Raw genomic sequence first — 25,228 nt, forward strand, 5'->3', positions numbered from 1 at the left:
TGATGAATTCGATCTTTCTGCGCATCTACGGTGGCGTACTGGGCGTGTTGGTGCTGGTCGCGCTGCTCGGTGTGCTGGCCCTGCATGTGCTCAATCAGTCGCGCGGCGAGCAGTACCGCGAGCGCCTGGCTCACGGCACCTTTACGATCATGGCCGACAATCTGGTGCCGCTCGACGGCATCGAACGGCGCCGCGCCCTGGCGATCTGGGAGCGCCTGCTGGGCATTCCCCTGAGCCTGCAAACCCTTGAGCAGGCTCACCTCGACAGCAGCGCACTGGGCCAACTGGCGCGCGGCAAGGTGGTGGTCGAACAGATCGGGCCGCACGCTGCCAGGGTTTATCGTCAGTTGAGCGACAAGGAGCCGCTGTTGCTGACCGGCGAAGTGCAGCAGATCACCGAACAGTTGGCGAGAGCCACTATTTACCTGCTGATCGATGAACTGGTGCGCTTTCCCGTCGACGAGCAACCGGCGCGCCTGCAGGCCCTGCGCAGCGACAAGGGGTTCGGTTTCGACCTGCACCTGCTGGCGCTGGATCAGGCGGATCTGGACGATGACCAGCGCCGCCGCGTCTATGAGGGCGATACGGTCATGGCGCTGGGCAAGGGCGGCGATTCGATCCGCGTGCTGGCCGGGATCGTCGACACCAACTGGGTGCTGGAAATCGGTCCGCTGTACCAGATGAACCCTTATCCGTTGCATTGGCTGCTGCTGATCGCCTTGATGGGGCTGTGTCTGATCGGTCTGGTGGTGTACTTGCTGGTGCGGCGTCTGGAGCGACGGGTGCTGGAGCTGGAAGCGGCGGCCACGCAGATTGCTCAGGGCAGTTTGCAAACCCGCGTGCCGACCGAGGGCTCCGACTCGGTGGGGCGTGTGGCAGCGGCGTTCAACAGCATGGCCGAACACCTGCAGCGCTCATTGATGATCCAGCGCGAACTGGTGCGCGCGGTGTCCCACGAGTTGCGTACGCCGGTGGCGCGTCTGCGTTTCGGTCTGGAGATGGTCAGCGACGCCGCGACTCCCGAGGCGCGTCGCAAATACATGATCGGTATGGACAGCGATATCCAGGACCTCGACAAGCTGGTCGATGAGATGCTCACCTATGCGCGTCTTGAGCAGGGCGCGCCGACCTTGAACTTCCAGCGTGTCGATCTGGATGCGCTGATCGATCAGGTGATCGCCGAACTGGCGCCATTGCGCGCCGACGTAAGGGTTTCGCGGGGCGAATGCCTGAGGGCCGAAGAGGGCGAGGCTGCCTGGGTCGAGGGCGAGCCGCGCTACCTGCATCGCGCCATGCAGAACCTGGTGAGCAATGCGCTGCGCCATGCCGATAACGAGGTGCGTATCAGCTATCGGCTGGAGGCGCAGCAGTGCCGTATCGATGTGGACGACGATGGTCCTGGCGTTCCGGAGCAGGCGTGGGAACAGATTTTCACGCCTTTCATGCGCATCGATGACAGCCGCACCCGAGCCTCGGGCGGGCATGGGCTGGGCCTGTCGATCGTGCGGCGGATCATCCATTGGCATGAAGGCCGCGCGCTGATCGGGCATAGCGTCAGCCTGGGCGGAGCATGCTTCAGCCTGTCTTGGCCGCGCACGCAGGTGCCGCGATGAGCTTGCCGTTGTTTGCCGGGCCATTTGCGCGATTCGGGCGGACGTTACTGACGGCGGATGACGCGCGCCCGTTGATGACGTTGCCTGATCTGCTGCGCCCCGAGCGTCTTGATCAACTGCTGCTGACTGTTTACGGGCCGCAGCTGATGCCTGATCAATTGCCTGTGCTGGTGTCGCAGTGGGCCAAGTTTTACTTCATGCAACTGATTCCGCCGGTGCTGGTCGCCAGCCTGGTGCATGACTGGCATTGGCCGTTGCAGCTTGGGCAGGTGGCGCTGGCGCTGGATGAGCGAGGCGTGCCGAGCGGTGTCAGGCTGGCGGGGAAGGGACGCGTCTGGCGAGGTATGCCGCTTGATCCGTTTCAGCGCTTTGCCGGGTTGCTCGATGACAATCTGCAGCCCTTCATTACTTCTCTGAGCGCTTATGGCGGACTGTCTGCCGCGGTGTTATGGAGCAGCGCCGGGGATTATCTGGAAGGCTGCCTTGCGCAACTGGCCACCTGCAGTGATGCGTCGCTGGCTGCCGGGCGGGCGCTGTTAAGCGAGAAGAAAAGGCCGGACGGGCGCGCCAATCCTCTGTTCCAGGCCGTGCGTTATGTGCCGCAGGCGCAGGGCGGTGAACCTCGCAGGCAACGGCGTGTGTGCTGCCTGAGTCATCGGGTCGAGTGGGTTGGACGTTGCGAACATTGTCCGCTGCCCGGCTGATCAACCTTCGACGGCGACCAGGCTCAACAGGTGGTCGTCCTGCACACTGAACTGACCGTCCAGCTCCTTGCCCGCATGCCACTCGCTGGACAGGTCGATCAGCAGTTGTAATCGGGCGTGGCCATCGGCGGACCATTCCAGCAGTTGCGCGTCTTCGAAGTAGAAGCGCTTGTGCACGATGGGGTAGAGCGCCTTGAACAGCGCTTCCTTGATCGAAAAGGTCAGGGTCACGCGCAGTGCGATCTGATCTTCCGGACCTGCCGCCATCTCTGCCAGCTCGGCCGCCGTCAGAATTTCCCCGGCCAGCCGCGAGGCTCGGTCGTGGCTCAGCAGGTTTTCCGTGTCCAGCCCCAACCCGCGCCACTGCTGCTTATGCGCAACCACGGCAGCGGCCCAGCCGGTGCTGTGAGTGATCGAACCGCAGACATCAGCGGGCCAGATCGGCGCACGGTCTTCGCCCACTGCAGGGACATGCAGGCGGCCATCCAGTTGGCGCATGGCTTCGCGGGCGCAGAGACGACCGGCGAGGAATTCAGTCTGGCGCTTGGCGACCGAGCGCTGAATGCTCGCGGGCATTTGCAGCTCACAACGCTGAAAGTCGCCGTCGACCAGCTTGAGCGGATCAAAATGTCCACTCACCAGTAACGCTCCCGGCAAGGCTTGCGGCAGCGGCCAATGCCGGATCAGTTCCGGGCAGCAGATGGGGAGGTGGGATAGTCGAGTCATGGGCGGCATTTTGCCGGGGTAATGGGTTGGAGGGAAGGGCACAGTAAGTATCGTACCGACGCTCCGCGTCTTCTTGACGACGCAGAGCGTCGAGAACTGCATTCCCACGCTGGAGCGTGCGGAACGATGATCGCAACTATCGTGCGGCGCTCTGCGTCGCATGCCTGTCTGGACGCTCTGCGTCCTCTTGACGACGCAGAGCGTCGAGAACTGCATTCCCGCTGGAGCGTGCGGAACGATGATCGCAACTATCGTGCGGCGCTCTGCGTCGCATGCCTGTCTGGACGCTCTGCGTCCTCTTGACGACGCAGAGCGTCGAGAACTGCATTCCCGCTGGAGCGTGCGGAACGATAACCTCAACTATCGTGCGGCGCTCTGCGTCGCATGCCTGTCTGGACGCTCTGCGTCCTCTTGACGACGCAGAGCGTCGAGACCTGCATTCCCACGCCGGAGCGTGCGGAACGATCACCTCGACTATCGTGCGGCGCTCTGCGTCGCATGCCTGTCTGGACGCTCTGCGTCCTCTTGACGACGCAGAGCGTCGAGAACTGCATTCCCGCTGGAGCGTGCGGAACGATAACCTCAACTATCGTGCGACGCTCTGCGTCGCATGCCTTTCCGGACGCTCTGCGTCCTCTTGGCGATGAAGGGCAAAAAAACTCGTCACACTTTCATCATTCCGTACTTACCAAGCAGCGATGTACCTTTCGCGCCTCTGATGATTCAAGGATGAACACATGGGCCGGAGTCGATACACCATCACCGAACCTGAAAAACCTCATTTTCTGACCTGTACGGTGGTGGAGTGGTTACCGCTTTTTACCCGGCCTGTTCTGGTAGACATTCTGTTGAACGCCTGGCGCTATCAACAGGCTCATCAAGGCCTGCAGCTATTCGGGTATGTCGTTCTGGAAAATCACTTGCACTTCGTCGCCCAAGCACCCGCCTTGGACAAATGTGTGAGCAGTTTCAAGTCTTTTACGGCTCGACAGATAATCGAAGCACTCGAGAACGCCAATGCCGAGAGCACGCTGGAGCGTCTGCGGTTCGTCAAACGCCTGCACAAGAGTGACAGGGTTTATCAGGTCTGGCAGGAAGGGGCTCATGCCGAGCTTGTGTGGAATGAAAAAGTTATGCGGCAGAAGCTCGATTACATTCACGATAACCCGGTAAAGAGAGGTTATGTGGATGTAGGTGAGCATTGGAGATACTCCAGTGCCCGCGATTATGAGGGGCGGAGCGGTTTGATCGATATTCAGCGCTGGTATTGACGCATAACGTGCGGAACGATGATCGCAACTATCGTGCGTCGCATGCCTTTCCGGACGCTCCGCGTCCTCCCAGACTCGGGTGGACGCGCAGTGTCAGCTATGGCTCAACCAAATATCTTCTTGAAAAACACTTTCATGTCCGCCCAGGAGCTCTCATCGGCGGCCTTGTCGTAGCCGATGTCCGGGCCGCCGTGTTCGCCGTGGCTCAGGCGGTCGGCGTCGGGGTTGGTGAAGCCGTGTTTGGCGCCGTCGATGCTGACGAATTTGTAGTCGGCCTTGGCGTCGTCCATTTCCTTCTTGAACGCGGTGACGTTTTCAGGGGTGACCATGCTGTCCTTGGCGCCGTGCTCGACCAGCATTGGCACCTTGATGCCCGGTTTTGCAGGAGTGTTGGTGACCAGTGCGCCGTGGAAACTCACCACGCCCAGCAGCGGTTCACCGCGGCGTGCTGCGTCGAGCACGATCTTGCCGCCGAAGCAGTAACCGATCGCTGCGATCTTTTTCGGATCGGTCTGTGGCTGCTTCTTCAATTGCTCCAGCCCGGCGTCAAAACGCTTGTCGGCGGCATCGCTGTCCTTCAGCGCGGCCTGCATGAAGGCCATCGCGTCTTTCGGGTGCTCGGTGTTCTTGCCTTCGCCGTACATGTCGATGGCCATCGCGCTGTAACCCAGAGCAGCCAGATCGCGGGCGCGGCGCTTGGCGTAGTCGTTCAGGCCCCACCATTCGTGAACCACCAGGACGCCAGGGCGCGGGCCTTTTACAGCGTCGTCGTAAGCGTAATAGCCCACCAGCTTGGTGCCGTCGGCACTTTTATAATCGATCTGCTCGGTCTTGATCGCCGCCTGGGCGAGGCCGGTCAGGCCCATCATGATCATTGCAATCCACACACGCATGGTCAGCTCCTTGTTGATGTTTTTAAGTCGCAAACAACCATAGCCGATTCTGCTGCACAGGGTGTGGATGACTGTTCAGCGCCGGTTCATGCAGTGTTCAGTCGGGGTTCAGCCCGGCGCGATTACTGTTGGCCCATACCTTGACAGCGTCCCCGAGCGCAAAAGGAGTCGATATGTTGAATCTCAACAAGTTTTTCCTGGCCTTGGCTTTTCTGGGTGGCAGTGCTGCGGTGCAGGCGGGTGATGGTCGGCTTGACGTGGCCCGTATCGAATTCAGCAAGACCAGCGAAAAGCTTGACGATACCAACAGTTGGGGACACGCGCTCGGGGAGCAGGCGCATTCCAACGTCTCGGTGGGGACGCTTTATTCGCCACCGGTTTACGGCAGCCTGACGGGCACTCACAATGGTGCGCCTGTCAGCCGCGAAATCCTGCTGGGCAGCTATGATGTGACACAACACGTGCCCGTCAGCGCCCGCCTGTTGAGTACTGATGCGACGATGTCGTTTCATTCTTTGTCTTGAGGCTGCGATTGTGCCTGGGAGAGCTGCATGAAGTTGTTGGTAGTTGAGGATGAAGCACTGCTGCGCCACCACCTGCGAACCCGTCTGACCGAAGCCGGGCATGTGGTGGAAGCGGTGGCCAACGCCGAAGAGGCGTTGTATCAGGTCGCGCAATTCAATCACGACCTGGCGGTGATCGATCTGGGCCTGCCGGGCATCGGCGGCCTTGACCTGATTCGCCAGCTGCGTGCACTAGGCAAGGCCTTTCCGATCCTGATCCTGACCGCGCGCGGCAATTGGCAGGACAAGGTCGAAGGCCTGGCGGCCGGGGCTGACGACTACGTGGTCAAGCCCTTCCAGTTCGAAGAGCTGGAGGCACGGCTGAACGCCTTGTTACGGCGTTCCAGCGGCTTCATCCAGTCAACAATAACGGCTGGTCCGCTGTTGCTGGACCTCAATCGCAAGCACGCCGCACTGGCCGAGCAGCCGTTGGCGCTGACGGCCTACGAATACCGCATTCTTGAGTACCTGATGCTCCATCATCAGCAAGTGGTGCCCAAGGAGCGCCTGATGGAGCAGCTGTACCCCGATGACGACGAGCGCGACCCGAACGTGATCGAAGTGCTGGTCGGTCGTCTGCGTCGCAAGCTGGACAGCAGCGTGGCCTTCAAACCTATCGAAACCGTGCGCGGCATGGGCTATCTGTTCAATGAGCGCTGTACGTGATTCGTTCGCTTCGCCTGCGCTTGATGCTGGGCGCCGCCACGCTGGCGGTGATCTTCATGCTGCTGATGCTGCCTGCACTGCAGGGGGCGTTCAGCCTGGCGCTACGCGGAGCGATCGAGCAACGCCTGGCTTCTGATGTCACCACCATGATTTCGGCGGCTCGCGTCGAAAACGACCATCTGTTGATGCCCTCGGTGTTGCCGGGCGAACAATTCAATCTGCCCGGCAGCCGTCTGCTGGGCTACATCTATAACCGCCAGGGGCAGATGGTCTGGCGCTCGTTGTCGACCGAAGGCGAGAACATCGACTACCGCCCGCAATACGACGGGCAGGGCAGCGAGTTCACCAAGATCAAGGAAATCAATGGCGATGAGTATTTCGTCTATGACGTCGAGATCCGGCTGCTCGGCGGGCGCAATGCCGCGTTCAGTATCGTTGCCGTGCAACCGTTGCGCGGCTATCAGGAAACCATCGACGGTCTGCGCCGCAAGCTTTATCTGGGCTTTGGCGCAGCACTGGCGGTGCTGCTCGGGTTGCTGTGGATGGGCCTGACCTGGGGGCTGCGGGCCCTGCGCGGCTTGAGCCAGGAACTGGATCAGGTGGAATCCGGTGTACGCGACAGCCTCAGCGAGGAACACCCCAGCGAACTGCTGCGCCTGACCGACTCGCTCAACCGCCTGCTACGCAGCGAGCGCGAGCAGCGGATCCGTTACCGCGACTCTCTGGACGACCTGGCGCATAGCCTGAAAACCCCGCTGGCGGTTTTGCAAGGCGTAAGCGAGAACATCGCCAAGCGCCCCGAGGATGTCGAGCAGGCGTGGGTGCTGCAATCGCAGATCGAACGCATGAGCCAGCAGATCGGCTATCAACTGCAACGGGCCAGCCTGCGCAAGAGCGGTCTGGTGCGGCATCACGTGATGCTGCGACCCGTGGTTGAAAGCCTGTGCAACACGCTGGACAAGGTGTATCGCGACAAACAGGTCAAGGCCACGCTGGACCTGCCCGAGCACTGCCAGGTGCATATGGAAGAGGGCGCGTTGCTGGAAATGCTCGGCAACCTGCTGGAAAACGCCTATCGGCTGTGCCTGAGTGAAGTGCGCGTCAGCTTCACGCGCTCGACGACCGGCGATGAACTGTGCGTCGAAGACGACGGCCCCGGTGTCCCGCAGAGCCAGCGTGCGCGCATTCTCGAACGCGGCGAGCGTCTGGACCGCCAGAACCCCGGGCAAGGCATCGGCCTGGCGGTGGTCAAGGACATCATCGAAAGCTACGGCGCGCAATTGACGCTGGGCGATTCCCCAATGGGGGGAGCGGCGTTCAGGATTCATTTTCTGGCGCAGTGAGGGTGTGATTCGCCCCAGTTTCAAGAGCGGACGCAGAGCGTCCAGAACGGCATGCCAACGCGGAGCATTGGCACGATAGTGTTATCACACCTATCGTTCCTCACGCTCCAGCATGGGAATGCCGTTCGTGACGCTCTGCGTCACACCTCTACGCGTCACCGATCACTCCAGTCACCACAGAAAAGAAGGCGGATACCCGCCACTGTGTGCCAGTTTTTCCCATCATACGGCGGAAAACCGCCACCTGTCCTCTCGGATCCCGGCTACCGTTACCAGTGTGCGCCTTATACAGCGGGGTTTTGATGTCAAAATGACTCCATGGCACGCCTATTGCTATCTACATGGCAGAGACCTGCCTTGCGCAGCTCGACAAAACAAATCCCTCCAGTGCAGGAGGGTTAGCGCTTTATAGGCTCGCGCGCATCAGGTGAAGATGCCGACGACGCCCTTGAGGAAAACTGCAATGACGACTCGTCAGCCCATCTACAAATCCCTCTATTTTCAGGTAATCGTTGCGATTGTCATCGGTATCCTGATCGGTCACTTCTACCCGGACACCGGCAAGGCGTTAAAACCGCTGGGTGACGGGTTCATCAAACTGATCAAGATGGTCATTGCTCCGATCATCTTCTGTACCGTCGTCAGTGGTATCGCTGGCATGCAGAGCATGAAGTCGGTCGGCAAGACTGGCGGCTATGCGCTGCTGTACTTCGAAGTTGTTTCGACCATTGCGTTGCTGATAGGTCTGATCGTAGTCAACGTTGTTCAGCCGGGTGCCGGCATGAACATCGACGTCAGCACGCTCGACGCTTCGAAGATCGCCGCCTACGTTACGGCCGGTCAGGATCAGAGCATCGTCGGCTTTATCCTTAACGTCATTCCGAACACCATCGTCGGCGCGTTTGCCAACGGCGATATCCTGCAAGTGCTGATGTTCTCGGTGATCTTCGGCTTCGCGCTGCATCGCCTGGGTGCCTACGGCAAGCCGGTTCTGGACTTCATCGATCGCTTCGCCCACGTGATGTTCAACATCATCAACATGATCATGAAGCTGGCCCCGCTGGGTGCGTTCGGTGCCATGGCCTTCACCATCGGTGCCTATGGCGTGAGCTCGCTGGTGCAGCTGGGTCAGTTGATGATCTGCTTCTACATCACCTGCGTGCTGTTCGTCGTGTTTGTACTGGGCGCTATCGCCCGCGCTCACGGCTTCAGCATCTTCAAGCTGATTCGCTACATCCGTGAAGAGCTGTTGATCGTACTGGGTACTTCTTCTTCGGAATCCGCCCTGCCGCGCATGCTGATCAAGATGGAGCGCCTGGGTGCCAAGAAGTCTGTGGTCGGTCTGGTTATCCCGACGGGCTACTCGTTCAACCTGGACGGTACCTCGATCTACTTGACCATGGCCGCCGTGTTCATCGCTCAGGCAACCAACACGCATATGGACATCACGCACCAGATCACCCTGTTGCTGGTGCTGCTGCTGTCGTCCAAAGGTGCTGCTGGCGTAACCGGTAGCGGCTTCATCGTACTGGCTGCGACCCTGTCGGCTGTAGGCCATCTGCCGGTTGCAGGTCTGGCGCTGATTCTGGGTATCGACCGCTTCATGTCCGAAGCCCGCGCCCTGACCAACCTGGTCGGTAACGCTGTTGCTACCGTTGTGGTTGCCAAGTGGGTCGGCGAGCTGGACACCGACAAGCTGCAGTCCGAGCTGACTTCCGGTGGCTCTGCCATTCTGGAAACCCGCCCTGAAGACGACCTCGGCGTTGCCGAAGGCCCGACTCCGGCCGCTGCGGTGAACACCACCAAGACCGTCTGATAACCCTCAGGCCATAAAAAACCCATCTTCGGATGGGTTTTTTTATGCCTGCAGTTTGCCGGAGGATTATTCCGTGCGCGTCTCGCCGCTGAACACCAGAGGCTCGCGGCAGCGACGGCACAGGTAGCGCCGCCCCTTGCGAACCATGCCATGACGCTGCGCGGTGAACGGAAAGTCGCTGTCCGGGCACGGGCAGCGGTAGATGTAACGGATCACGCTACGCCGCTTGACCGCATAGGTGTGGCAGCGATTGGGCGGCAGTTCATAGACGCCGCGCATGATCAATTGCCATTCTTCGCCATGTGGCTGGATGCTGCCACCGAACAACTGATGGGCGATCAGGTGCGCGACCTCGTGGGGCACGGTCTGGCGCAGGAAGTCTTCGGCGTTTTCCTTGTAGAGCTGCGGGTTAAAGCGCAACAGGTTTTCATGCAGATGAGCGACACCGGCCTTCTGACCGCGCAACTGGAAACTGACCACCGGGCGTTTGAAGGTGCGCTTGAAGAAGGCTTCGGCTTGTTGGTAACAGGTCTCGACGCGTGAATTGAGTTGTTCGGGCATGCTTTAGGGTTCTCCATTGCGCCAAGTATGCCGCAATGTGGCTAAGCTCTGAACAGGCCAACTGCCCGGTGGTCATTTTTGATTCAGCGTGGTCGCCTGTCTGAACAGTACAGGCGCAGCATATTTAACGAATGGTCGGTTACGGGTAAAATGTCCGGCTTTTCTCAAGCTATCGTCAGCGGATATTTCCATAAATGGGCACCCTTTCAGTCAATCAGAACAAATTGCAGAAACGTCTGCGTCGGCTGGCCGGCGAAGCGGTTGCCGACTTCAACATGATCGAAGAGGGTGACAAGGTCATGGTCTGCCTGTCCGGCGGCAAGGACAGTTACACCATGCTCGATGTGCTGATGCACCTGCAGAAGGTCGCGCCGATCAAGTTCGACATCGTGGCGGTCAACATGGACCAGAAGCAGCCCGGCTTTCCCGAGCACGTGCTGCCTGCCTACCTCAAAGAGCTGGGTATCGAGTACCACATCGTCGAGAAAGACACGTATTCAGTGGTCAAGGAATTGATCCCGGAAGGCAAGACCACCTGCTCGCTGTGTTCACGGCTGCGTCGCGGCACGCTGTACACCTTCGCTGACGAGATCGGTGCCACCAAGATGGCGCTCGGGCACCACCGCGACGACATCGTCGAGACATTCTTTCTCAACATGTTCTTCAATGGCTCGCTCAAGGCCATGCCGCCCAAGCTGCGTGCCGATGATGGCCGTAACGTGGTGATTCGTCCGTTGGCGTACTGCCATGAAAAGGACATTCAGGCCTACTCGGACCTAAAGCAGTTTCCGATCATCCCGTGCAACCTGTGCGGTTCGCAGGAAAACCTGCAACGTCAGGTGGTCAAGGAGATGCTGCAGGACTGGGAGCGCAAGACGCCTGGCCGGACGGAGAGCATTTTCCGCGCCTTGCAGAACGTGCAGCCCTCGCAGCTGGCCGACCGCAACCTGTTCGACTTCAGCAACCTGCGCATCGACGAAACCGCTGCGTCGCGGTTCGTCAATGTGGTCAATATCTGACGGCACTCAGTGGTTGACGGTGAACGCCAGCATGGCTGACAGCTGGCACATCGGCCTACCGCTTTCTGCGTGCCACTGGTTGAAGACGTCCTGCACGATCGCCTGATCGCGTTTGCTGCTCGGCACACGGTCGACGATATCCTGCGCGTTCAGGGCGGCAACCACATCCCAGGTCGGAATGAAGGTGTCCTTGCCGATCATGCGCAGAAAGCGCGGCGCTGACAGGCCGCCCATCTGGTTGCCGTGTTTGGCGATGTACTGCCACAGGCCGGTGATGTTATCGACCGGCCACTCGGCGATGAACTTGCCGAAACTGCCATGCTCCTGCTCGATGTCCAGAATCAGTTGCGCATTGCGCGGCACGCTCTTGAGCTTGCCCAGATGACGAATGATGCGCGCATCCTGCATCAGCCGTTCCAGGTGATCGGCGCCCATCAGCACGACTTTCTCCGGGTCGAAGCGAAAAAACACTTCTTCGAACGCTGGCCACTTGGCGTCTACCAGGCTGTGTTTCAGGCCTGCGCGGAAAACCCGCAGGGCCATGGTCGACAGGTAGCGGTCGGCGCTGATGGCTTGCAGTTGTCTGGGTGTCTTGGGGGAGGGCAGATGAGCTTCCAGAGCTTTGGCGGAGCCGAATCGATTCAGGCAATACTCGTTCAGCCATTTGTAGTCGTGCATCGGTTCTCCAAAGAAATTCAACAGGCAGGACAAGGGTTCAGACCGACCCTTGCCCTGCAAGTTTACGATTTAACTGAAAGCATCCGGCGCTCTGCCGATTCAGCTGCGCGGCGCGTCCAGTTGCACCGCGGTCCTGGCCAGACGCTGGCCCAAGGCGCGGCACAGGTCGGTTTCATGACGGTCCAGCGCGCGCTTGCCATCGGCACCGGCGTGATGGCTGGGACCGTAGGGCGTGCCACCGCCGGTGGTTTCCAGCAGCGCCGATTCGCTGTAGGGCAGGCCCATGATCAGCATGCCGTGATGCAGCAGGGGCAGCAGCATCGACATCAGCGTGGTTTCCTGACCACCGTGCAGGCTGGCGGTGGAGGTAAAGACGCCGGCGGGTTTACCGACCAACGCGCCGGTCAGCCACAGGTTACTGGTGCCGTCGAGGAAGTATTTCAGCGGCGCGGCCATGTTGCCGAAGCGCGTCGGGCTGCCCAGCGCCAGGCCGGAGCAGTTTTTCAGGTCATCGAGGGTCGCGTACAGCGCGCCGCTTTCCGGAATCTCGGGGGCGGTCGCTTCGCAGTCGGCGGAAACGGCAGGTACGGTGCGCAGCCGCGCTTCCATGCCGCCCAGTTCAATGCCGCGGGCAACCTGCCGGGCCATTTCGCTGGTGGAGCCGTTGCGGCTGTAATAGAGGACCAGAATGTAGGGTGTGCTCACGGCAGCAGCTCCAGAATGTTCTCGGGTGGGCGGCCAATGACAGCCTTGTCGCCAGTGACCAGAATCGGTCGTTCGATGAGTTTGGGGTGAGCGGCCATGGCGGCGATCAGTTGCTCGTCGCTCAGGCTCGGGTCGGCCAGATTGAGTTGCTTGTAATCGTCCTCGCCGGTACGCAGCAGTTGCCGGGCGCCGATGCCCAGCTTGCCGAGCAGGTCGCGCACACGGTCGGCGTCGGGCGGGGTTTCCAGGTACAGGACGATGTCCGGCGTCAGGCCGCGGGCCTGAAGCAGTTCCAGCGCGCCGCGGGACTTGCTGCAGCGCGGGTTGTGATACAGCGTCAGATCGGTCATTTGCACGTCGCATCTTGTGTGGGGTGGCGTATTCTAACCAGCGATGGCACTGTCCGACATATCGAATGGTCAATAGTCGTGGCTTGGGTATAAGTAATTGCAGGTTGAACGGGGCGAGGAAACAAGCAAATGGCAAGGCGATTAACAGCAGCGGTAATACTTTTCGGCAGTTTGCTGCTCAGCGGATGTGGCGTGGACCTGGGCAATGATCAGAATGGCCAGAAGGTCGCCAGTGAGCGCATCAAGGGGCACTGGCTGGTGGTCAACTACTGGGCCGAATGGTGTGGCCCTTGCCGCACCGAGGTTCCGGAGTTCAATGCATTGTCCGAGCAGCTCAAGGACCAGAAAGTCACCGTGCTGGGGGTCAACTTCGACAACCTGCAGGGCGACGAACTGAAAAGCGCTGCCAATGCACTGGGCATCAAATTCACCGTGCTCGCCCAGGACCCGGCCGAGCAATACAGCCTGCCGCCCTCCGAGGCACTGCCGGTGACCTACATCATCGACGACAAGGGCAAGATGCGCGAACAACTGCTCGGCGAACAATCGGCCGCGACCGTGATCCAGAAGCTCAAGACACTGCGTGGCGAGGGCTGATCGGATCGATTTTCGACGCTTGGCGTAGCAACGAGGACGCGGAGCGTCCAGAACGGCATGCGACGCGGAGCGTCGCACGATAGTGATCGTTCCCTGCGCTCCAGCGTGGGAATGCAGTTCTAGACGCTCTGCGTCGCAAGTTACGCTGAGCTTCGGCACGATAGTTACAATCAGCTATCTTCCAGCCAGAAACGCAACGGCTTGCCCTGCGTTGGCCACAGACGCAACTGCTCGATGGGCGAGATATCCCAGCGCTGAACACTGCTCATCGCCTTGATAAAACGCTGCTCCTGCTCCATCAACGCCGGCGCACACATCTTGCGCGTCTTGCCCACCGGACCGAAACTGATGCTGTGATCGTTCAGCGTATAGGGCGCAAACCAATGGTTGCAGCCCGCATTGCCATACGCACGGCCATCGGCACCCAGCGTCATGGTCAAGCGACTGTTATCAATCAGCGGACGCTCGCCGATCCACTCGGTTACATAGCTGTGATCCTGCTGGATCGGCAGCGGGTCAGCAGTACAACCAACCAGCAGCGCGCCGCCGATCAGGCTCAGGAGCGCAAACTGTTTCATGCCGCTTTCTCCTGACACTTCTTGCAGAAGTGCTTCTCGCCATCGGTTTTCCAGCCCAGCTCCGCGATGCGCGCGGTAGCGGCCGGTTTCTGCGCCTTGACGCCCAGCTTGCTCTCTACCATGAACTCGAAGTTCAGTTCGGCGGCGCAGCTGTCGCAATTCACTTTCCACTGATGAATTGCCAACTCGTCGAATACCGGGCCTTTGGCCACCGCAATCCACTGGCCGGGCGGGTTGATCAGGTGCCGGACTTTCTCGACGGTGAGGCGCATGTGCAGGCTTTTACTGCCTTTGATGGTCACCAACAACTGGTCGTTGTCGTGAATCGAGCCGCCGTTGCCGGTGACCTGATAGCGACCGGGCGCCAGAGTTCGGCATTCGGTCAGCGTGTGCTGAGGGTTAAGCATGCTGTAGCGAAAATCGTGTTCGACCATGGGTCCTCCAAAATTGCGCGCATCCTAACATGCTCCGCCCACGCTGGAGCGTCAGGCACGAAAGGTGTCCCGCCGCACGCTCAAGCCATGACCCGCGCCTCGGCTTCCAGGCGAATGATGGCCTTGTCCAGATCGTTCAGGGCCTCTTCGGTGTGCGGAGCGTCTTGCTTGAGCAGGGTTTCGGCGCGCTGGCAGGCACTGCGCAGTTGAGGAACGCCGCAATACCGCGTTGCGCCGTGCAGACGGTGGATGCGTTCGATCAACGCGTGCACATCCTGGCTGGCACGCGCCGCACGAATGGCCTCGCGGTCGGCATCCAGGGAAGCCAGCAGCATGGCCAGCATGTCGGCGGCAAGATCCGCCTTGCCTGCCGCCAGGCGCAACCCTTCTTCATGATCCAGCACCAGCGGCCCGACATGCACCTCAAGCGCTTCATTCTGGCGTTCCGGCGCAGGGTTGCGCAGCGCCAGCCCGGTCCACTTGAGCACCACCTGCGCCAGTTGCCGTTCGCTGATCGGCTTGGTCAGGTAGTCGTCCATACCGCTTTGCAGCAGTGAGCGCTTTTCATTGGCCATCGCATGCGCGGTGAGGGCTACGATCGGCAGCGAACTCTGGTTGCGTTCGGCTTCCCAGGCGCGGATCGCCTCGGTGGCCTGCCGGCCGTCCATGCCGGGCATCTGCACGTCCATCAACACCAGATCGAACGCTTCTTGCTGTACCGCATTGACCGCCGCGTAACCGCCCTCGACAGCGACCACTTCAGCGCCCATGTCTTCGAGCAGGGTCTGTACCAGTAGCAGGTTGGCCGGGTTGTCGTCCACGCACAGCACTCGCGGTGCGCGGCTCGACAGTGGCGGGCCGATATCGGTACGCACCGCTCGCGGCGCGATCAGCTCGGACAGGGCTTTTTGCAGTTTGCGGGTGCAGGCGGGCTTGGCCTGCAGTTGCGTGTAGACATCGTGGACCGCCAGCTGGAACAGCGCGTGCTCGGTAGTCGGGCACAGCACCATGACCTTGCAGTTGAGGTTTTCCAGGTCCCAGATGTGCTGGCGCAGCCGTTCCGGAGAGATTTCCAGCGCCGTCACGCCCAGTACCGCCAGATCGATGGCTGCTGGCGTTTCGTGCGCTGCGGTCACGCCGTTGAGCAGGTTTTCCAGATTATTGAACACGATGGTCTGCAGGCCGCAGTCTTCCAGCTGATGCTCCAGCGCCTGACGCGCCAGGTCATGATGTTCAAGTACTGCGGCGCGCAGGCCTCCGAGCGGAATATTGAGTGATTCTTCCTTGTCTTCACGGGCCTTGGGCAGTTTCAGGCTGATCCAGAATTCCGAACCTTCGCCCGGCGTGCTGTCGACACCGATTTCGCCGCCCATCTGTTCGATCAGGCGTTTGGAGATCACCAGCCCCAGCCCGGTACCACCCGGTTGACGCGAAAGCGAATTGTCGGCCTGGCTGAAGGCCTGGAACAGTGCCCGCACATCCTGGCTGGACAGGCCGATCCCGGTGTCCTGCACGCTGATGCGCAGCTGCGCGTGCTCTTCGGTTTCGTCCTCGAGCATGGCGCGCGCGACGATCGTGCCTTCGCGGGTAAATTTGATCGCGTTGCTGACCAGATTGGTCAGGATCTGCCGCAGACGCAGCGGGTCACCGGACAGCGCCAGTGGCGTATCGCGGTACACCAGACTGACCAGCTCCAGCTGTTTGGCGTGCGCCGCCGGGGCGAGGATGGTCAAGGTGTCCTGCAACAGATCGCGCAGGTTGAACGGAATATTGTCGAGCACCAGCTTGCCGGCCTCGATCTTCGAGAAGTCGAGAATCTCGTTGATGATGCTCAACAGGTTGTCTGCGGACTTTTCGATGGTGCCCAGATAGTCGAACTGGCGGGGGGTCAGCTCGCTTTTTTGCAGCAAATGGGTGAAGCCCAGAATGCCATTCAGCGGCGTGCGGATTTCATGGCTCATGTTGGCCAGGAATTCGGACTTGATCCGGCTTGCTTCAAGCGCTTCCTTGCGTGCCAGATCGAGTTCGATGTTCTGGATTTCGATGGTCTCCAGATTCTGTCGCACATCCTCGGTTGCCTGATCGATGCTCAGTTGCAGTTCTTCCTGCGCGTTCTGTAGCGTCGCCGCCATGCGGTTGATGCCCGACGCCAGCTCGTCCAGCTCCCGGCTGCCCAGCGGTGGCAGGCGGGTTTCCAGATTGCCGTCCTTGAGTTGCGAAACCGCCTGCTTGATCTGGCTCATCGGCCCGTTGATGGTGCGGCTCATGCGTACCGCGAGGGTCGCGGTAAACGCCAGCCCGGTCAGGATCAGCAGCAGGCTGGCAAACAGGCTTCGGTAACCGCGCAGCAGCGTGCCGTTATGGGAGATTTCAAGCTCGACCCAGCCCAGCAGGGTATCGGCTTCGGCAGGGATGATCGGGCTGGTCAGATGGCGTTGACTGCCGAATACCGGCAGCAGGTAGCGCGTGGCGTCGGTGCCGGTGGAACTAAGCAACTGCGAGGCGCTGCCAATCGGCGACGGGCTGATCATGGTAGGCCCGGCGTGGGCCAATACCGTTCGATCGGTGTCGAGAAACGACACGGCGCGCACGTCGGCCTGCTCCAGCGTCTGGGTGGCAATGCGACTGAGCAGCACTTTATCCTTGCGCCCCAGGGCATTGGCGGCAAGCGGCGCCAGATCCTGGGCGATCATTTCGCCGCGTTGCAGCAGTTGGCTTTGCAGTTCGCTCAACTGCATCCAGGTGAAATAACCACCGAGCGTCGCCGCCATCAGGCTGGCAGGCAAAATAGTCAGTAGCAGCACACGGCCTTTTATACCCAGCTTGGTCAGCACGCTCTTCCTCCGGCAACATGTATCAGTCCGTCGATATCAGGCATCGGCTGCCTTGCTGTATCGGCACAAGGGAATGAGTTTAGCCATTTACCATCGGCATGGGCACCTTACTCTCTGTGCAGGGAGGGGCGGCAGTGGAAAAATCAGCGTTTATTCTTTTTGGGAATAAGCAGCGCACTTTGCGTGATATGGGCTTTGGCCGTTTGCCGTTATGATAGGCACCCCCCGCAGTCTGGATTGCGAAGACGCCATGACCCTGCAGTATCAAACCATTGCCGATTGCGTCGGCAACACCCCGCTGGTGCGTCTGCAACGCATGGCGGGTAACACCAGCAATACCCTCCTGTTGAAACTCGAAGGTAACAACCCCGCTGGCTCGGTAAAAGACCGCCCGGCCTTGTCTATGATCACCCGCGCCGAGTTGCGCGGCCAGATCCATCCGGGTGACACACTGATCGAAGCCACCTCCGGCAATACCGGGATCGCGCTGGCCATGGCCGCGGCGATCAAGGGCTACCGGATGATTCTGATCATGCCGGACAACTCCAGTGCCGAACGCAAGGCCGCGATGACCGCCTATGGTGCCGAGCTGATTTCTGTCAGCAAGGACCAGGGCATGGAAGGTGCTCGCGATCTGGCCGAGCGCATGCAGGCCGAAGGGCGCGGCAAAGTGCTCGATCAGTTTGCCAATGGCGACAATCCTGAAGCGCATTACACCTCCACCGGTCCGGAAATCTGGCGGCAGACGGGCGGTACCGTGACCCATTTCGTCAGTTCGATGGGCACCACTGGCACCATCATGGGCACCTCGCGCTACCTCAAGGAGCAGAATCCGGACGTACAGATCGTCGGCCTGCAACCGATGGAGGGCGCCTCGATCCCCGGTATTCGCCGCTGGCCGTACGAATACCTGCCGAAAATCTATCAGTCGGACCGTGTCGACCGCATCATCGACATGGGCCAGACCGAAGCCGAAGACACCATGCGTCGACTGGCCCGCGAAGAAGGCATCTTCTGTGGCGTGTCGTCCGGTGGTTCGGTCGCCGGGGCGTTGCGTATTTCCAAGGAAGTCGAAAACGCCGTGATTGTGGCGATCATCTGTGACCGAGGCGACCGTTACCTGTCGACCGGCGTCTATGATTCGCCCAACTGATGGCCAAGCATGAAAGAGGTTTGCGCTTTCAGCCTGCGGGCGGCGTTAAAACCGTACAGATTCCTACCGGTAAAAAGCAGCGGCTGACCATCGAGCGGCTGTCCGACGACGGTCGCGGTATCGCCTTTCTCGAGGGCAAAACCTGGTTTGTCGCCGGCAGTCTGGCAGGCGAAGAGGTCGAGGCGCGCGTGCTCAATGCGCGCGGCAAGGTCGTCGAGGCGCGCACCGAGCGGGTCTTCACCGCCAGCGCCATGCGTCGCGCTCCGGCCTGTGAGTATTTCGGTCGCTGTGGCGGCTGCAGTGTTCAGCATGTGCCCCACGAAGAACAGCTTGCCCTGAAACAGCGCATGCTCGCCGAGCAGTTGCTGCGCGTGGCGAATGTTGTGCCGGATGAATGGGGGGCACCTTTGAGCGGTGCCGAGCTGGCCTATCGCCGACGCGCGCGGGTCGCGGTTCGCTGGGATGCCAAGGCCAAAAGGCTGGAGGTGGGGTTTCGCGCAGCCGCCAGCCAGGACATCGTCAGCATCGAACACTGTCCGGTGCTGGTACAGGCCTTGCAACCCATCATGAATGAGTTGCCTGGCATGCTGAAAAGTTTCAGCAAGCCGCAGTCGCTGGGTCATGTCGAGCTGTTCAGTGGTGTGGCGACTGCCGTGTTGTTGCGCCACACCGCGCCGCTTGCCGAGGCCGATCTGGCGCTGTTGCAAGCGTTTTGCTCCAGGCATGGCGCGCAGCTGTGGCTGCATGGTGACGGCGAGCCCCAACCGGCCAGCCCTGGCGATACGCTGGGCTACCGGCTGGAGCCGTGGAACCTGCACTTGGCCTGGCGACCGGGAGATTTCATTCAGGTCAACGCGGCGGTCAACACCGCGATGATCGAGCAGGCTATGCAATGGCTGGCGCCTGCAAAAGACGAACGTGTCATGGACCTGTTCTGTGGTCTGGGCAATTTCGCCTTGCCGCTGGCGGGTCTGGCCAGGGAAGTGGTGGCGGTTGAAGGCGTTGCGACCATGGTCGAGCGTGCAGCCGTCAACGCAATGAGTAATGATCTGCACAATGTGCAGTTTTTTCAGGCGGATCTTTCGCAGCCGCTGACACATACCGACTGGGCGGCAGAAGGGTTTTCTGCGGTACTCTTGGACCCACCGCGTGATGGGGCCTTTGAAGTGGTCCGTCAGATCAGAAAGACGGGGGCCCGACGACTGCTCTATGTTTCATGTAATCCGGCAACTTTGGCTCGTGACGCGGTCGAACTGATCCGTCAGGGCTACCGGTTAAAACGTGCCGGAATCCTCGATATGTTTCCGCAGACGGCGCATGTCGAGGCGATGGCTTTATTTGAAATGAGTAAGTGAGCAGCGTTCACTGGAACGAGGTCGTTGCTGACAAGGAATCTCATTTAATCCGACTGGCCCGCGAATGCCGGTCCTTGCTTGCCCGGCAAGTGGCATTCGCTCAGAAGGCTGGCGACTGATGGCGCTATTCATCGCGCCGTAGGGAAGGTAAGCAGCATGGTACAGGTGAGAGCGAACCAGCCGATAAACACAGACGGCAGTATCAATCTCGACGCGTGGCTCGATCATATTGTCAGCGTCGACCTGGTCCTGGACCGGGAAGTCATGAAAAAGGCCTGTGAATTTGCCCGGGAAGCCGAGCAGACCGACAAGGCCCACAAGAATCATTGGGCAGAGGGCACCTCCAGTTTCCAGACCGGTCTGGAAATCGCGGAGATCCTGGCTGACCTCAAGCTGGATCAGGACTCGCTGGTCGCTGCGGTCATTTACCGTGGCGTGCGTGAAGGTCTCATTGCGCTGCCTGAAGTCGAGCAGCGCTTTGGCGCAACGGTCGCCAAGCTGATCGACGGCGTGCTGCGCATGGCCGCGATCAGCGCCAGTCTCAGCCCTCGTCAGTCATTGGTGCTCGGCAGTCAGGCGCAGGTCGAAAACCTGCGCAAGATGCTGGTGGCGATGGTCGACGACGTGCGTGTTGCACTGATCAAGCTGGCCGAACGTACCTGCGCGATTCGTGCGGTAAAGAACGCCGACGACGAAAAACGCAACCGTGTGGCCCGCGAAGTCTTCGACATCTATGCTCCGCTGGCCCACCGTCTGGGCATCGGTCACATCAAGTGGGAGCTGGAAGACCTGTCCTTCCGCTACCTGGAGCCTGATCAATACAAGCAGATCGCCAAGCTGCTGCATGAACGCAGGCTGGACCGCGAGCGCTTCATCAGCGACGTCATGTCCCAGCTCGACAACGAACTGCAGGCCACCGGCGTGACCGCTGACATCAGCGGGCGTGCCAAGCATATCTATTCCATCTGGCGCAAAATGCAGCGCAAGGGCCTGGCCTTCAGCCAGATCTATGACGTGCGTGCGCTGCGTGTGCTGGTCCCGGAAATGCGCGATTGCTACACCGCGCTGGGTATCGTGCATACCTTGTGGCGGCATATTCCCAAAGAGTTCGACGACTACATCGCCAACCCCAAGGAAAACGGCTATCGCTCGCTGCACACCGCCGTGATCGGGCCGGAAGGCAAGGTGCTGGAAGTGCAGATCCGCACCCACGCCATGCATGAAGAGGCCGAGCTGGGCGTGTGTGCGCACTGGCGCTATAAAGGCACCGACGTCAAATCCGGCTCCAATCATTATGAAGAGAAGATTTCCTGGCTGCGTCAGGTGCTCGAATGGCATGAAGAACTGGGCGACATCGGCGGTCTGGCCGATCAGCTGCGGGTCGATATCGAGCCTGACCGCGTCTACGTCTTCACCCCGGACGGCCACGCCATTGACCTGCCCAAGGGCGCGACACCACTGGACTTCGCCTATCGGGTGCACACCGAAATCGGCCACAACTGCCGGGGTGCGAAGATCAATGGTCGAATCGTACCGCTCAACTACAGCCTGCAGACCGGCGAGCAGGTCGAAATCATCACCAGCAAGCACGGTACGCCGAGCCGCGACTGGCTGAACTCGAACCTGGGGTACATCACCACCTCACGGGCGCGGGCCAAGATTGTTCACTGGTTCAAATTGCAGGCCCGCGACCAGAACGTCGCTGCCGGCAGAACCCTGATCGAACGCGAACTGGCGCGCCTGGCGTTGCCACAGGTCGATTTTGACAAGCTCGCGGACAAGGCCAATCACAAGACTGCCGATGACATGTTCGCGGCCTTGGGCGCAGGCGATCTGCGTCTGGCGCAACTGGTCAATCTGGCTCAGCAGCAGGTCGAGCCTGATCGCGTCAATGAACAACTGGAGCTGATCCCGCGCAAGGCCACCGGCTACAAGCCCGGCAAGCGTGGCGATATTCAGATTCAGGGCGTGGGCAACCTGATGACGCAGATGGCCGGCTGCTGTCAGCCGCTGCCGGGCGATGCCATCGTCGGTTATATCACCCAGGGTCGTGGCGTCAGCATTCACCGTCAGGATTGCGCTTCGGTGCTGCAACTGGGCGGTCGCGAGCCCGAGCGGATCATTCAGGTCAGCTGGGGACCGGTGCCGGTGCTAACCTATCCGGTGGATATCATCATCCGCGCCTACGACCGTTCCGGCTTGCTGCGGGATGTCACCCAGGTGCTGCTCAACGAGCGGATCAACGTGCTGGCGGTCAACACCCGTTCGAACAAGGAAGACAACACAGCGCTTATGTCCCTGACCATCGAGATTCCGGGTCTGGACGCGCTGGGGCGATTGCTGGGGCGTATTTCCCAGTTGCCGAACATCATTGAAACGCGCAGGAACAGGACGCCCTAGGGGCAGCTGTAAGCTGCAAGCTAAAGCAGATTGCGGTGGCTTGCAGCTTGAAGCTAAACCGCTGCGACCGAAGGAAGCCCATGTACACAGTTCAAGACCTGCTCAACCTCATGGCCCGGCTGCGTGATCCGCAGTTCGGCTGCCCGTGGGACCTGAAGCAGAACTACGCCAGCATCGTGCCGCACACGCTGGAAGAAGCCTATGAAGTGGCCGATGCCATTGAACAGGGCGACCTCGACCATCTGAAAGGCGAGTTGGGAGACCTGCTGTTTCAGGTGGTCTTCTATGCGCAGTTGGCCAAAGAGGAAGGCCGGTTTGAATTCGACGATGTGATCGACGGTATTACCCGCAAGTTGCTGCGTCGCCATCCGCACGTGTTTCCGACCGGCGAGCTGTACGCGCCGGCAGAAACGCCGCGCCTGACCGACGAGCAGGTCAACCTTCGCTGGGACGAAATCAAGGCCGAGGAGCGTGCCGAAAAGGCTGGCGTTCCCGAGCAGTTGTCGCTGCTCGACGACGTGCCTCGGGCCTTGCCGGCGTTGAGTCGTGCGGCCAAACTGCAGAAGCGTGCGGCGCAGGTGGGTTTCGACTGGCCTGCGGCTTTGCCGGTGGTCGACAAGGTGCGTGAAGAACTCGATGAAATTCTTGAGGCCATGGTCGACAATGACGCCGAGGGCATTGCCGAGGAAGTCGGCGACCTGCTGTTCAGCGTCGTCAACCTGGCCCGACATCTTAAGGTCGACCCGGAAACTGCGCTACGCTCGGCCAATAGCAAGTTCGACAGACGCTTCCGATTCATTGAACAGGCTTTGCGCCACCTGCAGCGTCCTATCGAAGCGTGCTCGCTCGAAGAAATGGACGCGTTGTGGGGCGAAGCCAAACGTCAGGAAAAGAGCACACCCGGCTGCGGCTGAGTGTGCGGTAACGGTATAAGTGAGTAGACAATGAGCCTTTCCCTTCGCGATCAGTTGCTCAAGGCAGGTCTGGTCAACCAAAAGCAGGCCAAGCAGGTCGGCAAAGAAAAGCAGAAAGAGCAGCGTCTGGTGCATAAGGGTCAGGCGCAGGCCGATGACTCGCAAAAGCGTGCGGCCCAGGAGGCCATGGCCGAGAAGGCCAAGCGTGATCAGGAGCTGAACCGTCAGCAGCAGGAGAAGGTCGAGCAGAAGGCCCGTACTGCTCAGGTCAAGCAACTGATCGAAGTGTCGCGCCTGCCCAAGCTGATCACCGAGGATTACTACAACTTCGTTGACGACAAGAAGGTCAAGCGCATTCCGGTCAACGCCATGGTGCGCAACAAGCTCAGCAGCGGTTCACTGGCCATCGTTCACCACGGTGGCGGTTACGAGATCATTCCGCGCGAGGCTGCGCTGAAGATCCAGGAGCGTGACCCGCGCCGTATTGTGCTGCTCAACACCCCGACCGAAGCGCCGGATGCAGACGACCCGTACGCGGCGTATCAGGTGCCTGACGATCTGATGTGGTAAGCCCACGGCGCTGTCATTGAGTTGTCAAAACAAAACCCGCATTCAGCGGGTTTTGTCTTTTTCTGTTCTTGGAATTGTTCAGTGGTTGCCCTGGCTTTCCAGCGCTTCCAGCTCTTCCTTATAGCGAAGGGCATCGGACTCAACGTGGAACATGCCGACAAGTTGGTCCTGTTGGTGCACATCCCAGATCTGGATGCCGTCGGCAACGGCTTCGTGAGAGAGGTGGGCGTCGTCGCGTTCAGTAACTCTGACAGTCATAGTAGTAAGCTCCTGACTTTGATGGCCTTGATGGTTAGGCCTCTGGATACTGCGGCGATGTGTCGCAGGACTCTTTTATAGGATTTGTTAGCTGCCTAAGTAAATAGCCTGTTCAGGTTCCCCAGTGGTCAGAAATTGATCGATCTTCTGCAGCCCTTGCTTGACGAGGCTTACAGCGCAGTGGTGGCAAAATGAAGGATGTTTCATGTGCTTCGGGTGCGCTGTCGGCTCGTCCGAACGCGCCTGGATACGCCGTTCCAGACGCTCCGCGTCCTCTTTGCGACGCAGAGCGTCGCGAACTGCATTCCCACGCTGGAGCGTGCGGAACGATAACCTCAACTATCGTGCCCGATGCTCTGCGCTTCTGCCCGAAGGGCGTGGGAGTGAGCTTGCTCACGAAGGGGCCGGTGCTGGCGCGACTATCGTGCGGCGCTCTGCGTCGCATGCCTTCAGCTAATAAAAAACCCCGCTAAAAAGCGGGGCTCTGTGGTGCGGGTGGTCAGGGCAATCAGCTGCCTTTGACGGCCTTGCCGTTGACGGTGCCGTCCAGCAAGACGATGTTGTATTCCTTGCCGTCGGTTTCGACCTGTTGCAGGCGGACCAGCAGGTAATCCCAGTCCTTGGCGAACCACAGCACGGTGGTGCGCTTGCTTTGCGTCGGGTCGCGCACGCGCTCGACCTTGATCGCATCGACCTGGCCTGTCTTGGTGGTGACTTTTTCCGAACCCAGCACGCGGAAGTCGTAGGTGTCCACTTCATCACCGTCGACAACCTGATAGCTCATGCTCTTCTTGCCCTCAGCGATGTCATGTTGCAACGCCAGCTGATAGGTGGACTTGTCGAGGATGCCACGGTTGAGCGGCAGCTTGATCGCATCGCCACGGTCGGTGCCGGTGACGAACTTGGTGTTCCAGTCAAACGCCAGATCGACCTTCTTGGATTTGCCCAGGCCACTGCGCTCGAAGCTGTAGGTCTGCGGCAGCAGGGTGTCCTTGTCGACCTTCAGTGTGCTGACTTCAGTCAGGCTGGCGATCATCATCGAGGCCTTGAAGCTCAAGGTCCAGGTGCCGTTGGCGCCGGCTTCCAGGCTGCGTTCAGCCGTACCGCTCATAGGCAGCTGTTTCCAGTCGGCGGTGTAGCTGGCGGAGAAGGGTTGAAGGTCTGCGGCCTGTACGGCAGGCAATGCGAGCAGAGCGAAAGCGAAGAGCAGAGCGCGACGCATAGTAT

The 25,228-nt window shown here is 60.2% G+C and carries 25 protein-coding genes; 14 read left to right on the plus strand and 11 right to left on the minus strand.

Features of this window, described 5'->3' with window-relative positions; translation table 11 throughout:
- Positions 1 to 2 precede the first annotated feature (2 nt).
- A complete protein-coding gene (locus JOE29_RS06400) occupies positions 3 to 1,613 on the plus strand; it encodes an ATP-binding protein (protein ID WP_210079121.1) in 1,611 nt (536 codons plus the stop codon).
- Positions 1,571 to 2,317: a siderophore-iron reductase FhuF gene (gene fhuF, locus JOE29_RS06405; protein ID WP_099315155.1), complete on the plus strand. Its 747-nt coding sequence runs from the start codon at positions 1,571 to 1,573 to the stop codon at positions 2,315 to 2,317. The genes JOE29_RS06400 and fhuF overlap by 43 nt, the downstream gene beginning before the upstream one ends.
- Here the strand turns inward: fhuF and JOE29_RS06410 are convergent, their stop codons facing one another.
- Positions 2,318 to 3,043, minus strand: a complete 726-nt coding sequence (locus tag JOE29_RS06410; RefSeq protein WP_198699077.1) for a 4'-phosphopantetheinyl transferase superfamily protein — start codon at positions 3,041 to 3,043, stop codon at positions 2,318 to 2,320. It lies immediately after the preceding gene.
- A 737-nt stretch (positions 3,044 to 3,780) separates the two neighbouring features.
- Here JOE29_RS06410 and JOE29_RS06415 point away from each other — a divergent pair.
- Positions 3,781 to 4,314, plus strand: coding sequence for a transposase (locus tag JOE29_RS06415; RefSeq protein ID WP_210079123.1), 534 nt, complete (start codon positions 3,781 to 3,783; stop codon positions 4,312 to 4,314).
- Positions 4,315 to 4,418: 104 nt separating this feature from the next.
- Here the strand turns inward: JOE29_RS06415 and JOE29_RS06420 are convergent, their stop codons facing one another.
- Positions 4,419 to 5,207 (minus strand): dienelactone hydrolase family protein, encoded by a 789-nt coding sequence (locus JOE29_RS06420; RefSeq protein ID WP_003393714.1) that lies wholly within the window; start codon positions 5,205 to 5,207, stop codon positions 4,419 to 4,421.
- A gap of 173 nt (positions 5,208 to 5,380) precedes the next feature.
- Between JOE29_RS06420 and JOE29_RS06425 the strand changes: the two genes are divergently transcribed.
- From JOE29_RS06425 to JOE29_RS06440, 4 genes are all read left to right on the plus strand, one after another.
- Positions 5,381 to 5,731: a hypothetical protein gene (locus JOE29_RS06425; protein WP_003344838.1), complete on the plus strand. Its 351-nt coding sequence runs from the start codon at positions 5,381 to 5,383 to the stop codon at positions 5,729 to 5,731.
- A 27-nt stretch (positions 5,732 to 5,758) separates the two neighbouring features.
- On the plus strand, positions 5,759 to 6,436 hold the full coding sequence (locus JOE29_RS06430) for a response regulator (protein ID WP_003314580.1): 678 nt from the start codon (positions 5,759 to 5,761) through the stop codon (positions 6,434 to 6,436).
- Positions 6,433 to 7,779 (plus strand): ATP-binding protein, encoded by a 1,347-nt coding sequence (locus JOE29_RS06435; RefSeq protein WP_004416732.1) that lies wholly within the window; start codon positions 6,433 to 6,435, stop codon positions 7,777 to 7,779. The genes JOE29_RS06430 and JOE29_RS06435 overlap by 4 nt, the downstream gene beginning before the upstream one ends.
- Before the next feature lie 463 nt (positions 7,780 to 8,242).
- Positions 8,243 to 9,595, plus strand: coding sequence for a dicarboxylate/amino acid:cation symporter (locus tag JOE29_RS06440; RefSeq protein WP_003393718.1), 1,353 nt, complete (start codon positions 8,243 to 8,245; stop codon positions 9,593 to 9,595).
- 66 nt (positions 9,596 to 9,661) lie between these two features.
- On the opposite strand, the gene JOE29_RS06445 is transcribed toward JOE29_RS06440, so the two are convergent.
- On the minus strand, positions 9,662 to 10,156 hold the full coding sequence (locus tag JOE29_RS06445; protein ID WP_003314586.1) for a SprT family zinc-dependent metalloprotease: 495 nt from the start codon (positions 10,154 to 10,156) through the stop codon (positions 9,662 to 9,664).
- 194 nt (positions 10,157 to 10,350) lie between these two features.
- Here JOE29_RS06445 and ttcA point away from each other — a divergent pair, with 194 nt between their 5' ends.
- On the plus strand, positions 10,351 to 11,175 hold the full coding sequence (gene ttcA / locus JOE29_RS06450) for a tRNA 2-thiocytidine(32) synthetase TtcA (RefSeq protein WP_046270442.1): 825 nt from the start codon (positions 10,351 to 10,353) through the stop codon (positions 11,173 to 11,175).
- Positions 11,176 to 11,181: 6 nt separating this feature from the next.
- Here ttcA and JOE29_RS06455 read toward each other — a convergent pair whose 3' ends face one another.
- From JOE29_RS06455 to arsC, 3 genes are all read right to left on the minus strand, one after another.
- Positions 11,182 to 11,853, minus strand: coding sequence for a DNA-3-methyladenine glycosylase I (locus tag JOE29_RS06455; RefSeq protein WP_003314590.1), 672 nt, complete (start codon positions 11,851 to 11,853; stop codon positions 11,182 to 11,184).
- Positions 11,854 to 11,952: 99 nt separating this feature from the next.
- Positions 11,953 to 12,558, minus strand: a complete 606-nt coding sequence (wrbA, locus tag JOE29_RS06460; RefSeq protein WP_003418197.1) for an NAD(P)H:quinone oxidoreductase — start codon at positions 12,556 to 12,558, stop codon at positions 11,953 to 11,955.
- Positions 12,555 to 12,908 carry an arsenate reductase (glutaredoxin) gene (arsC, locus tag JOE29_RS06465; protein ID WP_210079125.1) on the minus strand — a complete coding sequence of 118 codons (354 nt, stop codon included), beginning with the start codon at positions 12,906 to 12,908 and terminating at the stop codon, positions 12,555 to 12,557. Before arsC ends, wrbA begins: the two co-directional genes overlap by 4 nt.
- A 129-nt stretch (positions 12,909 to 13,037) precedes the next feature.
- On the opposite strand from arsC, the gene JOE29_RS06470 reads away from it, so the two are divergent.
- Positions 13,038 to 13,505: a TlpA disulfide reductase family protein gene (locus JOE29_RS06470; RefSeq protein ID WP_004416738.1), complete on the plus strand. Its 468-nt coding sequence runs from the start codon at positions 13,038 to 13,040 to the stop codon at positions 13,503 to 13,505.
- 170 nt (positions 13,506 to 13,675) lie between these two features.
- Here JOE29_RS06470 and JOE29_RS06475 read toward each other — a convergent pair whose 3' ends face one another.
- The 3 genes from JOE29_RS06475 to JOE29_RS06485 all read right to left on the minus strand — a co-directional run bounded on the left by JOE29_RS06475 (position 13,676) and on the right by JOE29_RS06485 (position 17,351).
- Positions 13,676 to 14,083, minus strand: a complete 408-nt coding sequence (locus JOE29_RS06475; protein WP_003314594.1) for an META domain-containing protein — start codon at positions 14,081 to 14,083, stop codon at positions 13,676 to 13,678.
- Positions 14,080 to 14,517: a hypothetical protein gene (locus tag JOE29_RS06480; RefSeq protein ID WP_003314595.1), complete on the minus strand. Its 438-nt coding sequence runs from the start codon at positions 14,515 to 14,517 to the stop codon at positions 14,080 to 14,082. The genes JOE29_RS06475 and JOE29_RS06480 overlap by 4 nt, the downstream gene beginning before the upstream one ends.
- An 80-nt stretch (positions 14,518 to 14,597) precedes the next feature.
- On the minus strand, positions 14,598 to 17,351 hold the full coding sequence (locus JOE29_RS06485) for a response regulator (protein ID WP_024649972.1): 2,754 nt from the start codon (positions 17,349 to 17,351) through the stop codon (positions 14,598 to 14,600).
- Between the two features lie 250 nt (positions 17,352 to 17,601).
- Here JOE29_RS06485 and cysM point away from each other — a divergent pair, with 250 nt between their 5' ends.
- From cysM to JOE29_RS06510, 5 genes are all read left to right on the plus strand, one after another.
- Complete coding sequence (gene cysM, locus JOE29_RS06490) at positions 17,602 to 18,504, plus strand: cysteine synthase CysM (protein WP_210080001.1); 903 nt, start codon at positions 17,602 to 17,604, stop codon at positions 18,502 to 18,504.
- A complete protein-coding gene (gene rlmD, locus JOE29_RS06495; protein WP_210079138.1) occupies positions 18,504 to 19,859 on the plus strand; it encodes a 23S rRNA (uracil(1939)-C(5))-methyltransferase RlmD in 1,356 nt (451 codons plus the stop codon). The genes cysM and rlmD overlap by 1 nt, the downstream gene beginning before the upstream one ends.
- Positions 19,860 to 20,015: 156 nt before the next feature.
- On the plus strand, positions 20,016 to 22,259 hold the full coding sequence (gene relA, locus JOE29_RS06500) for a GTP diphosphokinase (protein ID WP_004416742.1): 2,244 nt from the start codon (positions 20,016 to 20,018) through the stop codon (positions 22,257 to 22,259).
- An 80-nt stretch (positions 22,260 to 22,339) separates the two neighbouring features.
- Positions 22,340 to 23,173 (plus strand): nucleoside triphosphate pyrophosphohydrolase, encoded by an 834-nt coding sequence (gene mazG / locus JOE29_RS06505; RefSeq protein ID WP_024960047.1) that lies wholly within the window; start codon positions 22,340 to 22,342, stop codon positions 23,171 to 23,173.
- Between the two features lie 30 nt (positions 23,174 to 23,203).
- The gene (locus JOE29_RS06510; RefSeq protein WP_003314606.1) at positions 23,204 to 23,743 is read left to right on the plus strand and encodes a DUF2058 domain-containing protein; all 540 of its coding nucleotides are present in this window, start codon (positions 23,204 to 23,206) and stop codon (positions 23,741 to 23,743) included.
- Positions 23,744 to 23,821: 78 nt separating this feature from the next.
- On the opposite strand, the gene JOE29_RS06515 is transcribed toward JOE29_RS06510, so the two are convergent.
- Together JOE29_RS06515 and JOE29_RS06520 are read right to left on the minus strand one after the other, a co-directional pair.
- On the minus strand, positions 23,822 to 24,001 hold the full coding sequence (locus JOE29_RS06515; RefSeq protein ID WP_002554613.1) for a hypothetical protein: 180 nt from the start codon (positions 23,999 to 24,001) through the stop codon (positions 23,822 to 23,824).
- Between the two features lie 508 nt (positions 24,002 to 24,509).
- The gene (locus JOE29_RS06520) at positions 24,510 to 25,223 is read right to left on the minus strand and encodes a DUF3108 domain-containing protein (protein ID WP_003305121.1); all 714 of its coding nucleotides are present in this window, start codon (positions 25,221 to 25,223) and stop codon (positions 24,510 to 24,512) included.
- Positions 25,224 to 25,228 lie beyond the last annotated feature (5 nt).

The organism is Pseudomonas sp. PvP009 (assembly GCF_017832995.1).
Lineage (GTDB): Bacteria > Pseudomonadota > Gammaproteobacteria > Pseudomonadales > Pseudomonadaceae > Aquipseudomonas > Aquipseudomonas syringae.